Origin of the sequence: Candidatus Equadaptatus faecalis (genome assembly GCA_018065065.1) — a bacterium.
GTDB classification, from domain to species: domain Bacteria; phylum Synergistota; class Synergistia; order Synergistales; family Synergistaceae; genus Equadaptatus; species Equadaptatus faecalis.
In genome coordinates, this window is record JAGHTZ010000032.1 from 1 (window position 1) to 10,208 (window position 10,208).

General features: G+C 50.3%; 13 protein-coding genes and 1 pseudogene. 12 read left to right on the top strand and 2 right to left on the bottom strand.

The window, feature by feature from the left end:
* The first annotated feature begins 983 nt into the window (after positions 1–983).
* The 6 genes and pseudogenes from KBS54_02500 (at position 984) to KBS54_02525 (ending at position 5,197) form a co-directional block, all read left to right on the top strand.
* Complete coding sequence (locus KBS54_02500) at positions 984–1,658, top strand: hypothetical protein (GenBank protein MBQ0055001.1); 675 nt, start codon at positions 984–986, stop codon at positions 1,656–1,658.
* 5 nt (positions 1,659–1,663) lie between these two features.
* Positions 1,664–2,446: pseudogene (locus KBS54_02505) on the top strand (Nif3-like dinuclear metal center hexameric protein).
* Between the two features lie 120 nt (positions 2,447–2,566).
* Positions 2,567–2,929: a four helix bundle protein gene (locus KBS54_02510; GenBank protein MBQ0055002.1), complete on the top strand. Its 363-nt coding sequence runs from the start codon at positions 2,567–2,569 to the stop codon at positions 2,927–2,929.
* Positions 2,930–2,985: 56 nt separating this feature from the next.
* Positions 2,986–3,792: a segregation/condensation protein A gene (locus tag KBS54_02515; GenBank protein ID MBQ0055003.1), complete on the top strand. Its 807-nt coding sequence runs from the start codon at positions 2,986–2,988 to the stop codon at positions 3,790–3,792.
* A 40-nt stretch (positions 3,793–3,832) separates the two neighbouring features.
* A complete protein-coding gene (gene scpB, locus KBS54_02520) occupies positions 3,833–4,423 on the top strand; it encodes an SMC-Scp complex subunit ScpB (protein MBQ0055004.1) in 591 nt (196 codons plus the stop codon).
* A gap of 21 nt (positions 4,424–4,444) precedes the next feature.
* A complete protein-coding gene (locus KBS54_02525) occupies positions 4,445–5,197 on the top strand; it encodes an rRNA pseudouridine synthase (GenBank protein ID MBQ0055005.1) in 753 nt (250 codons plus the stop codon).
* A 137-nt stretch (positions 5,198–5,334) separates the two neighbouring features.
* Here KBS54_02525 and KBS54_02530 read toward each other — a convergent pair whose 3' ends face one another.
* On the bottom strand, positions 5,335–5,640 hold the full coding sequence (locus tag KBS54_02530; protein ID MBQ0055006.1) for an AzlD domain-containing protein: 306 nt from the start codon (positions 5,638–5,640) through the stop codon (positions 5,335–5,337).
* Positions 5,640–6,377 carry an AzlC family ABC transporter permease gene (locus KBS54_02535; protein ID MBQ0055007.1) on the bottom strand — a complete coding sequence of 246 codons (738 nt, stop codon included), beginning with the start codon at positions 6,375–6,377 and terminating at the stop codon, positions 5,640–5,642. The genes KBS54_02530 and KBS54_02535 overlap by 1 nt, the downstream gene beginning before the upstream one ends.
* Here KBS54_02535 and KBS54_02540 point away from each other — a divergent pair.
* The 6 genes from KBS54_02540 to coaBC are packed head-to-tail and all read left to right on the top strand — an operon-like array spanning position 6,319 to position 10,106.
* Complete coding sequence (locus tag KBS54_02540; GenBank protein MBQ0055008.1) at positions 6,319–6,468, top strand: hypothetical protein; 150 nt, start codon at positions 6,319–6,321, stop codon at positions 6,466–6,468. The genes KBS54_02535 and KBS54_02540 overlap by 59 nt on opposite strands.
* Before the next feature lie 59 nt (positions 6,469–6,527).
* A complete protein-coding gene (locus KBS54_02545; protein MBQ0055009.1) occupies positions 6,528–7,184 on the top strand; it encodes a (d)CMP kinase in 657 nt (218 codons plus the stop codon).
* Positions 7,185–7,212: 28 nt separating this feature from the next.
* A complete protein-coding gene (locus KBS54_02550) occupies positions 7,213–8,100 on the top strand; it encodes a YicC family protein (GenBank protein MBQ0055010.1) in 888 nt (295 codons plus the stop codon).
* A 20-nt stretch (positions 8,101–8,120) separates the two neighbouring features.
* On the top strand, positions 8,121–8,687 hold the full coding sequence (gene gmk / locus KBS54_02555) for a guanylate kinase (protein ID MBQ0055011.1): 567 nt from the start codon (positions 8,121–8,123) through the stop codon (positions 8,685–8,687).
* Entirely contained in the window at positions 8,684–8,917 is a 234-nt protein-coding gene (locus KBS54_02560) for a DNA-directed RNA polymerase subunit omega (protein ID MBQ0055012.1), read from the top strand. Before gmk ends, KBS54_02560 begins: the two co-directional genes overlap by 4 nt.
* Entirely contained in the window at positions 8,901–10,106 is a 1,206-nt protein-coding gene (gene coaBC / locus KBS54_02565) for a bifunctional phosphopantothenoylcysteine decarboxylase/phosphopantothenate--cysteine ligase CoaBC (GenBank protein ID MBQ0055013.1), read from the top strand. Before KBS54_02560 ends, coaBC begins: the two co-directional genes overlap by 17 nt.
* Positions 10,107–10,208 lie beyond the last annotated feature (102 nt).

Consider the following 10,208-nt stretch of genomic DNA (forward strand, 5'->3'; position numbering starts at 1 on the left):
AGATAGATACTCTTTTCAAAATTTTGTCTCCGCTCGGTTACACTCTTTCCATTACCCCTGCCGAAAATCACAGGGGCAGACGTGTTGCCGAAGCCGGTTAAATCGAAAAATTTACAGTAAATAACAAAGCGGGGGACTGGTTTCAGTCCCCCGCTTTGTTATTTTGAATATTTTTTGCTGACAGCCGTCAAATGACAACCGACAGCAGAATTTTGGTACAACAAAGATAGCCATAAGCAATAAGCAGTAAGCCTTAAGCAGAATAATGCGAAAAAATCTTATTAAAAATAAAATCTTTTCACTGCTTTTGGCTTAATGCTTAAAGCTTCACTTCGGATTACTTCCTACTGGGCTGGGCGCAGATGCTGCCAGCGCCGTCCGTTCGTTTTCGTCCGGAGTCTGCAGGTCTCTTGCGAACCTGCCTCTTCCCGGAAGCATCGGCCTCGTGTCTCGGTTTTGCACCCCGGCATACACCGTATACCGTTACCAGAGAGATGCTCAACCTTAGCTGAAGAGCAACGGGCTTACCGCCGTTTCGAGCCGCATTACGTAATGCGTGAGAGATGATTTTAACGAAATCTGTCTGCCGAGAAACAGTTGAAAAGTCAGACCTCGGCAGGTCTTACAGCCGTTTCAGAAAGATTTCGCCGGATTTGGCGCTTACGCGCCGCTATAGGCTATATGCTATTGGCTATAGGCTTTAGAACCTTTAAGGGCGCACTTAGCACCTAGCACTTAGCACTTAGCTTACAGCCTGCAGCTTACGGCTTGCAGCTTACAGCTTACAGCTTTTACAACCAAATCCTTCTCGCCCCTCTATATGAATAAATACAAAAAGGGGCAAATTCTTACCACCGAAATTTTACCGCTAAAACTATGCTCTCAAACAGTGCTTCTTAACGAATGTCTTCCCGCCTTTTAAAAATCCGGTTCACATACTGCGCCTTTTAATTTATAATTGTGTTGAAGGCAGGGTGGTTCGTATGATTTCAATGTGCATAGGCTTCGGATGTCTTTTTGTGGCGGTTATCGCTTTTCAGATTAAAACGCTGCTCGCGTATATTCTTTGCGGCGTGTCTGTTTTTGTGGCGCTTGTGATGTTTTTCAACAGTCACAGGGTTTACAAGGAAAAGAGCGCGAACAGGGAAACGGCGGAGAAGGCTCAGCGCCAGCTCGGCAAGTTTTTGAGCGGCTACGCTTTCAAGCCTGACGGTGACGCAAACGTTGATTTTAACAAGCCGTTTATGCTTTTTGACAACGCTTCGGAGCTTATGCTCTGCGGCATGCCTCTTTCCGAGTGCGCCCTGATTCCGTATTCAAAGCTTTTGGGCGTGCGCCTTTACGGCAAGGGCGAGGTTAAGGCTGAGACGGAGGATTTCGGCGAGCTGCTGAGCGAAGCATTGCCGGAGGCGGACGAGGAGAAGCACGGAATTTATCCTCCGGAGAGCAATGGCATGGAGTTTATGCTGCTTTTGGACGATGAGGAAGACCCTGTCTATGAATTTGAGTTTGTAGATGCGGTTTATCCCAAGAATTCTTTCTATTACCGCGATGAGCTGAAGCGTGCAATGGCTTATATGGCGAAGCTTCAGGAGGTTGTCTGCGCGGGGGCGGATGATGACGACACCGAAATCGCGTACTGGGAGTTTGAGGAGTAACCGCTATGAAGATTAAGGCTTTTATTGAGGCTGTTGAAAGACGTATTCCGAAGCGCTGGGCGGAGGAGTGGGACAACCCGGGGCTTGCGTTCGGCGATGAGAACGCAGATATTGAGCGCGTCGCGGTTTCTCTGGACGCGACGCCGGATACTGTTCAGCGTGCCGCAGAGGCAGGCTGTCAGCTGCTTTTTACGCATCATCCGCTGATTTTTCGTCCGCTTAAACACGTTTATGAGAGCGTGCCTCCGCAGAAGACGCTTATAACCGCTGTACAGAAGAACATTGCGCTTTACGCGGCGCATACGAACTGGGACGCGTCGCCTGAGGGCGTGAACGTTATTCTTGCGCAGAAACTCGGGCTGCGGAATATCGGAAAGCTTGAACATTCCGACGTTGAAGGCAGTTTCGGCATAGGCGCCGTAGGCTGTCTTGAACAGCTGATGACGGTTAAGGAAGTTATGGCGCTTGTCCGTGGCGCGTGGGCGTGCAGAAATCTTACCGGTTTCGGAGACGCGGAGAGAAAAGTATCGCGCATTGCTTTGGGCGGAGGCGCCTGCGGTTCCATGTGGCAGCTTGCTCTTGACCGCGGCGCAGAGCTTTTCATAACCGCCGATATTTCGTATCACGACAGAAACGAGGCTCTGTACAAGGGGCTTAACCTGATTGTCACAGACCACGGGGAGATGGAGCGCGTTTCGCTTCCGGCTTTGTGCGGGCTTATCCGCGAAGAAACGGGCGTTGAGGTTGTACAGCTGGAAGAGGAGTACGTTGCACGCTATATGCTATAGGCTATAAGCTGCACGCCCTATGCAATAAAAAACAAAAAGCAAAGATAAAAGGCAAAAGATGAAGCTGCAAGTAAAGGGGAAAAATTCTAAACCGCTATGAAAATTGAAGTGCACGGATATATGAATTTGGAAGTTTGGCAGGATGCTATGAAGCTTGCTAAAATGACGTACAGCCTGATAAAAATGCTGCCTGTGGAAGAAAGATTTGCTCTTGCAGACCAGATGCGCAGAGCGGCGGTTTCGGTACCTTCGAATATTGCGGAGGGACACTCACGACACAACGATAACGAGTTTCTTCAATTTCTGCGTTATGCTCAGGGTTCCCGCGCCGAGCTTGAAACGCAGTTCAGGATTTGTGCCGATTTAGGCTATTTGGAATCTGACGCTCTTAAAGATGTTTTAGCACTGTCGGATAAAACAGCCAAAGGCATATACAAACTTTCTTTGAAGATAGCGGACGATATTAAAAATTCTAAGAAGTAGCTGTTTCTGCTTTTTGCATGCAGCATGCAGCGTATAGCATATAGCGAGGTATTACAGTGTCGGAAGAAATTAACGAACAAACAAACGAAACAGTTGAACAACAGGCAGAAAGCGGTTTTAAGGTCAATTTGGACGCTTTTTCAGGGCCTCTTGATTTGCTCTGCCATCTCGTAGATTTGCGGCAGATGGATCCGCTGAAGCTCAATCTTACGGAGCTTGTCGCACAGTACGTCGAGTTCCTTATGAAAACGGAGCGCACTTCGCTTAACGAGATAGCGGAGTTTTTCACCTTTGCAAGCCGTCTGCTGCTTCGTAAGGTTCATTCCCTCCTGCCCGGACAGCAGAGAGAGGAAGAGAGCGCGGACGATTACGACGATTTGCGGGAAGATGACGAGCTTACCGAGGAGCAGCTTCGCGAAATGCTTGAAAATTTCCGTCCCTACCGTGCGGCTGCCGCGCGTTTTGCTTCCATGCAGCGCGAACGCGAGAATTATTTTGTGCGGATTGTGGACGAAGACAATACGCCGTTTTACGATTTGGGAGACCTTTACGGGCTTGCCGCGCGCTGGTGGAGCCTGCTTCAGGAATATGAGGAGAGGCACAGCGGAGGAAGCGAGGAGGAAATGTTCTACGATGACATTCCCGATGCCGTGCCTGACGAGAACGCTGTTGACGACCGCATGGAGGAGCTGAAACAGACGCTTGTCAAGGGAGAGAATATAAAGCTGAGAACCCTTTTCAGGGAGCACAGCAAATTAAGCCTGATTGTTACGCTTTTGGCGCTGCTTGAAATGTCACGCCTCGGGATGGTTCATATAATTCAGAACGATACGTTTGGAGATGTTGAAATTGTCGCAGCCTGAGAAAAAGGAAAAAATTGAAAAGCTTGAAAAGATTCCCGCAATGGGACTTCTTGAAAAACAGATTGAGGCTATGCTTTTCGTGTCGCCGCAGCCTGTTTCCGCAAAGGAAATCGCAGGCTATCTCGGCGTTTCAGAAGAGAGAGCGGAGCGGGCGGTTAAAACTGTCAAGGCCGTTTTGGAGAGGGATCACGGACTTACGCTGATTTACGAATCTGACGGCTGGAGAATGGCTACGGCAAAGGAGCTGCGCGACATTATAGAGGAATTTGCCAACGCCGTTTCGCTTCAGCGCGTTAGGCTTTCCCGCGCTTCGCTTGAAACGCTGTCGGTTATCGCCTACAATCAGCCTGTTACGCGTTCGGAAATCGAAGCGATACGCTCCGTGCGCTGCGACAGGGTTGTTGACACGCTTTTGAAGCACGGGCTTGTGCGTGTTGCCGGAAGAAAGAAATCCATAGGCTCGCCTCTGCTTTTCAGGACAACCGACCGTTTCCTTGAAATTTTCGGCCTCGCAGACATACACTCCCTACCTTCGCTTGAGGAACTGCGCAACAGTCTCGGCGACGACGAGGAGGCTTTTGCGGAAATGACAGCGTCGCAGGAAAGACTTCCCGAGGAGACAGAGGAATAGCGTGTTCGCGCATTAATTCAAATGGCTGAAAAGAACGACGCAAAGGAAAAAAATACTGTCAGGCTTAACCGTTTTCTTGCCATGTGCGGTGTCGGCGCGCGCAGAAAGGTTGAGAGCTTTATTGAGGGCGGGCGCGTCACAGTGAACGGCAGGATTATTTTTGAGCCAGGGTATCAGGTGCAGCCTGACGATATCGTTATGTTTGACGAGCTGCCTGTTGCCCCCGTAAAACTGACCTATCTGATTTTCAACAAGCCGAAGGGAATACTTTCCGCTGTTGAGGACAGCCGCGAGCAGACGGTTATTGACATACTTCCGCCGGAGCTTGACCCTCTGAGGCTTTTTCCCGTAGGGAGGCTTGACCGCGAAAGCGAAGGACTGCTTCTGCTTACTAACGACGGAATGTTTTCGCAGCAGATTATTCATCCGTCGTCAGGCATAACGAAGACCTACGAGGTTGAACTGCGCAAGCCGCTTGACGAGCAGCAGCTTACAGCGTGGTCGAAGGGTGTTGACGCGGACGGAATTTTCCTTAAGCCGCAGTCTGTGCGGAGACTTTCGAGAAAGCCGATGCAGTGCTGGTTTGAGGTTGTTCTGAACGAGGGCATAAAGCGCGAAATACGCCTTATGGTCAGAACGCTCGGCAACGACGTGAGACATCTTGTCCGCAGAAAAATCGGAAAGCTTGTGCTGAAGGATTTGCAGCCGGGAGAGTACGTTTCGGTGTCAAAGGAAAAACTGCTCGACTACGTTAAAAACGGGAAAGAAATATAAATCACTTTTGCTGCGCGGCGCTTGAAAGTCCGGAGAACTCTTTTGCAGGTGAAAGCTTCCGCAAGTGAATTTTCTCAAGTGAATGTTTTATAAGTGAACCTTCTAAAAAAAACGCTTTTCAGCGTTTTTTGTTTTTTTTACAATCCCAGCCAAAACGCCGCGTACGCCGCTATTACCGACAGCAGCATTGCATAGAACGAGTTGTCCGTGAAACAGCTGACGGCAAACGCCGCTATTGCCCCGCAAAGAGCGATGTGCGCGTTTCCTGTCGCGCTTAAAACGTCAGGAACAACCAAGGCGCTCAAAACCGCAAAAGGAATGTAGTAGAAAAGGGAATTTACGAACGGCGGGAATTTCCTGCCGCCGATAAACAGCATGGGAAGCACGCGGTAGGGCACCGTGACAAAAATGAGCAGCAGGGTGACAAGCACAGGACGGGACATTAGTTGTTGTCCTCCGTTTCAGTGTGCGGCCACAGAGCAGACGCGCTGCAGGAAGCGATAATGGTGGAAATGAGTATGCTCCAGCCCATGTTGATGTTCTTCGTCGCAGGCAGTATGCGGATAATCGTGTTTATGCCCGCCGAGGTGAGGACGGTAAAAAGCACCGGACGCGCTTTTTTCGCCGCGGGAACAAGAAGCCCTATGAACATGCCGTAAAGCGCAAGGCTCATGCTTGCCTGAAGCTCGGAGGAAATGAAACCTACGCCGTGTTTGCCGAGCAGAATACCTGTTACGGTGCCCAGCTGCCAGCCCGGGTAGGCGATGGCGTTAAGCCCTGTCATATAGCAGTACGGGATTTTCCCAGGTTCTCCTATGGTTGCTATACTGAATGCCTCGTCGGCGGTCGTGAAGCCTATCAGCGCTCTCCACCACGCGGGGCAGCCCGTTCCAAGCCGTCTTGAAACCGTTGAACACTGCAGAAAATAGCGGGCGTTGAGGATTGCGTTTGTAAGCACTATTTCAAAATTCGAGGCTCCGGCAAGGTAGAGGGTAACAGCGGCAAATTCTCCCGCACCGGCGAGAATCAGCATTGACATAAGCAGCCCTTCCCACACGGAAAAGCCTGCTTTGTTCATCAGCAGCCCGAGAGCTGTGCTGCAAATGAAATATGCGGTACAAATGGGAGAGCCCATTTTTAAACCGCGCAAAAACTCTTTCTGCCTGATTTTGTCGTACAAGTCCCGCACCCCTGCAATGCAGATTTTACAAATTTTAGATATTATAGCATGGATAAAAGATTTCGGCGCATGTCTGCGGCTTGCAATATGACTGAAAAAAATAGTATAATCAACAAGTTAAGCAAAAAGCTGTTTCGGAGGCGGACTCAGATGGGCAAGGGGCTTGTTATAACCATAGACGGACCTGCAGGCGCCGGAAAAAGCACGGTTGCAAAAAAAACTGCCGCCGAGCTTGGTGTGCCGTATCTTGATTCAGGCGCAATTTACCGTGCCATCACCTGGTATATGCTCCGCGCGGGTATTCCCGCAGAAGAAAGCGGCGCTCTTGAAGCGGCATTGGGCAGCCTGTTTCTTGAAATAACGAAAAACGGAATTTCGGTCAACGGCAGGGACGTTTCAAAAGAAATCCGCACGCCTGAAATTGACAAGAACGTTTCGCCTTATTCCGCACTTAAAATTGTACGCAATTCAGTTCTTGACATCCAGCGCGCACAGGGCAAAAACGGTATTGTCGCGGACGGACGCGACATGGGCACCGTTGTTTATCCCGACGCCGATTTGAAGATTTTTCTTACCGCCGGCGCGGAGGAAAGAGCCAAGCGCCGTTACGAGGAAAGAATTGCCAAGGGGGAGCCTGCCGATTACGAGCAGATTCTTGAACAGGTAAAGGCACGCGACGAATATGACATGAACAGGGAAACAGCGCCGCTGCGGCCTGCGGAAAACTGTGTGGTTATTGATTCAACGCAGATGAACGCAGACGAGGTTGCTTCGGCAATAGCGCAGCTTGCGCGTTCTTTGGGATAAAACGGTCAGTGACGAAGGGGTTGTTGAAATGTATATAAGCATGACAGGATTCAGCAGAACTCAGCTTCAGCGCCCGTGGGGCACCCTGAACCTTGAGCTTTCGAGCGTAAATCACCGCTATCAGGAGATAACGGTTAAGCTGCCGCGCGATTTCGCAGGCTGGGAACCGTGGTTTCACCAGAAACTGCGCGCTGTGTTCCGCCGCGGAAAGGTGCAGGCTAGAATAGAGGTTTTCTGGGCGCAGGATTTCAAAAAAGCGCAGCTGAACAGGGGAATTTTTGACAGCTATTGCAAGGAACTGCTTGCGCTGAAAGAGGAGCTTGGACAGGAAAGCGAACTGCAGCTGGAAAGAGTCGTCACGCTTCCCGGAGTTCTTGAACTTCCGACAGTTGGCGGTGACGATGATACCTACAGGCTTGAAGAAACGTTTTCGGAGCTGCTTGAAAACGGCGTTAAGGCGTGGCAGGAGATGAGGGCGCTTGAGGGCGGCCATCTGCGCGGTGAGATCCTGCTTCATCTCGCAAACATAGAAACGCTTGCCGCCAAAATTGCCGGACGCTGGCAGACGGCGCGCGACGACGCGTTCAACGCGGTACGCGCAAGAATTTCGGAAACGCTTGAAAAGCTCGGCGGCGCTCTTGAAGAAAGCCGTTTCCTTCAGGAAGTTACCATTATGGCTGACAAATGGGACGTTGCGGAAGAGCTCGCGCGGCTTAAGAGCCATATTGAAAAATTCCGCCTGACAGGCGACGAAAACCTGTCTTCGGGCAGAAAGCTTGATTTCCTTACGCAGGAAATCAACAGGGAGATTAACACTCTTGATTCCAAGGTCGCAGATTCCGAAATCCGCTGGCTGGCGGTTGAGGCAAAATCCGAACTTGAAATGGTGAGAGAGCAGATACAGAATTTGGAGTAGCGTTTTCAGGGGACGATTGAATGAAAGGGCGTCTTTTCATATTTTCGGGGCCTTCGGGCGTCGGAAAGGGAACAGTAAGAGCCAGAGTGCTTGCGGATACGGACAATATGTCCTACTCAGTTTCCTGTACTACGCGCAAACCGCGTCCGGGAGACAGGGAGGGAATTGACTACTGGTTTATATCCAAAGAAGATTTCCTGAAACAGATTGAAGATGGGCTTTTCCTTGAATGGGCGGACGTGCACGGAAATTATTACGGAACACGCCGCGACATAGTTGAAAAAACGCTGAACGCAGGCGGAGACGTAATGCTTGAGATCGACGTACAGGGTGCGCTTCAGATTAAAAAGAAAATGCCTGAGGCAATTACCGTTTTCCTGATGCCGCCATCTTTTGAAGAGCTTGAGCGCAGGCTGCGCGGCAGAGGCACGGAAAGCGAGGAAAGTCTCAGAACGAGGCTTGCAAACGCAAAAACGGAGATTGCGTGCGAGCCTGAATACGATCACACAATAGTCAATGACACCGTTGACAGGGCGGTTGAAGAGTTTGAGCAGTTAATTAATTCTTACAGGAGGGAACAGCAATGATTTGCGGAGATATTGAAAAAATTTACAGGGAACAGAATATTCCCAACAAGTACGTTCTTACGCTGATTCTTTCAGAGCGCGCACGTCAGCTGAGCGACAGAAAAGGCACAGGCCTCGGTTATGACGAGAAGTTTATTACGAAAGCCATGGAAGATGTAGATGGCGGCAGAATTAAGTACACAATGACCCCTATCGAAATCGGGACAGAGGAAAGTGTGGAAGCAGAATAAAAAAATTCTGTACGCCGTAAGCGGCGGAATTGCGGCCTATAAAGCTCCTGACATTCTGCACGGCTGGATTAAGCAGGGGTGCGAGCTTGAAACCGTGCTCACAAAAGCTGCCGAAGCTTTCGTGAGTCCTTTGCCGTTGTCCGCGCTCAGCAAAAAAAGAGTATGGCGTGAGGAGGATTTTCTTTCTGCCGGATACGGCTGGCAGATTCCGCATATTTCGCTTGCTGAGTGGGCAGACGTTGTAGTGGTCGCCCCGTGCACCGCAAACGTGCTGCAGTCAGCCGCGTCAGGCAGCGCAGATACTCTGCTCGGCGCTCTTCTGCTTGCCTGCAGAAAGCCTGTCGTGCTTTTTCCCGCGATGAACAGCAATATGCTTGAGCATCCTGCAACGCAGGCGAATATTGAAGCCTGCAGAAAATACGGCTATACGGTGGTGGAGCCTGACGCCGGAATTCTTGCCTGCGGTGCGGAAGGAAATGGACGTCTGCCGTCGGCGGAAACTATTTACGAAAACGTTTGGAAAGCATTATGCCCGAAAAAAGATTTAACCGGCAAAAAAGTGCTGATTACCGCAGGCCCCACGCACGAATATATTGACCCTGTCCGTTACCTGAGCAATCCGAGCAGCGGAAAAATGGGCTGTGCTCTTGCTAAAGCGGCATGGTACAGAGGCGCGGAGGTAACGCTTGTAACCGGCCCCTGCAATATTGAAATTGTTCCGCAGATAGAAAGAATTTCCGTTACGACTGCCGAAGAGATGTACAACGTCTGTACAGGCAGGCAGAGGGAAACGGATATAATCATAAAAGCGGCGGCAGTAGGTGATTTCCGCGCGGCGGAAACCTCGGCGGAAAAAATAAAACGCGGCGGCAGAGAAGATTTCTCGGTCAGTTTTGTGCAGAACAAGGACATTGCCGCAGAGCTTGGCAGAAACAAGCCAGCAGGGCAGCTGCTTATAGGTTTTGCGGCGGAAACTAACGACCTGCTTGCCAACGCCGAAAAGAAGCTGCTGTCCAAAAATCTTGACATAGTCGTTGTCAACGATGTGCTGCAGAAAGGCGCAGGCTTTGGCTGCGACACAAATTCCGTAACAATAATATCTGCCGGAGGGGATAAAATCGAAGTCTCCGGAACAAAAGAAGAAGTAGCCGACGCCATTTTGGACGCGGCTGTAAAAAAACAGGCTTAAAATGCCCGAAATTCACGTTGCCGTTCCAGGCCCCTGGTGGACGGCTCTTTCCTACAATTATGAAAAACAGCTTCAGGAGGGTGTACGCGTAAAGGTGCCGCT

What these genes read in the sequence shown, in the direction of transcription:
- KBS54_02500 (MBQ0055001.1), top strand. Translation starts at nt 984, where the DNA reads ATGATTTCAATGTGCATAGGCTTCGGATGTCTTTTTGTGGCGGTTATC.
- KBS54_02510 (MBQ0055002.1), top strand. Translation starts at nt 2,567, where the DNA reads ATGAATTTGGAAGTTTGGCAGGATGCTATGAAGCTTGCTAAAATGACG.
- scpB (MBQ0055004.1), top strand. Translation starts at nt 3,833, where the DNA reads ATGGGACTTCTTGAAAAACAGATTGAGGCTATGCTTTTCGTGTCGCCG.
- KBS54_02525 (MBQ0055005.1), top strand. Translation starts at nt 4,445, where the DNA reads ATGGCTGAAAAGAACGACGCAAAGGAAAAAAATACTGTCAGGCTTAAC.
- KBS54_02530 (MBQ0055006.1), bottom strand. Translation starts at nt 5,640, where the DNA reads ATGTCCCGTCCTGTGCTTGTCACCCTGCTGCTCATTTTTGTCACGGTG.
- KBS54_02540 (MBQ0055008.1), top strand. Translation starts at nt 6,319, where the DNA reads ATGGGAGAGCCCATTTTTAAACCGCGCAAAAACTCTTTCTGCCTGATT.
- KBS54_02545 (MBQ0055009.1), top strand. Translation starts at nt 6,528, where the DNA reads ATGGGCAAGGGGCTTGTTATAACCATAGACGGACCTGCAGGCGCCGGA.
- KBS54_02550 (MBQ0055010.1), top strand. Translation starts at nt 7,213, where the DNA reads ATGTATATAAGCATGACAGGATTCAGCAGAACTCAGCTTCAGCGCCCG.
- gmk (MBQ0055011.1), top strand. Translation starts at nt 8,121, where the DNA reads ATGAAAGGGCGTCTTTTCATATTTTCGGGGCCTTCGGGCGTCGGAAAG.
- KBS54_02560 (MBQ0055012.1), top strand. Translation starts at nt 8,684, where the DNA reads ATGATTTGCGGAGATATTGAAAAAATTTACAGGGAACAGAATATTCCC.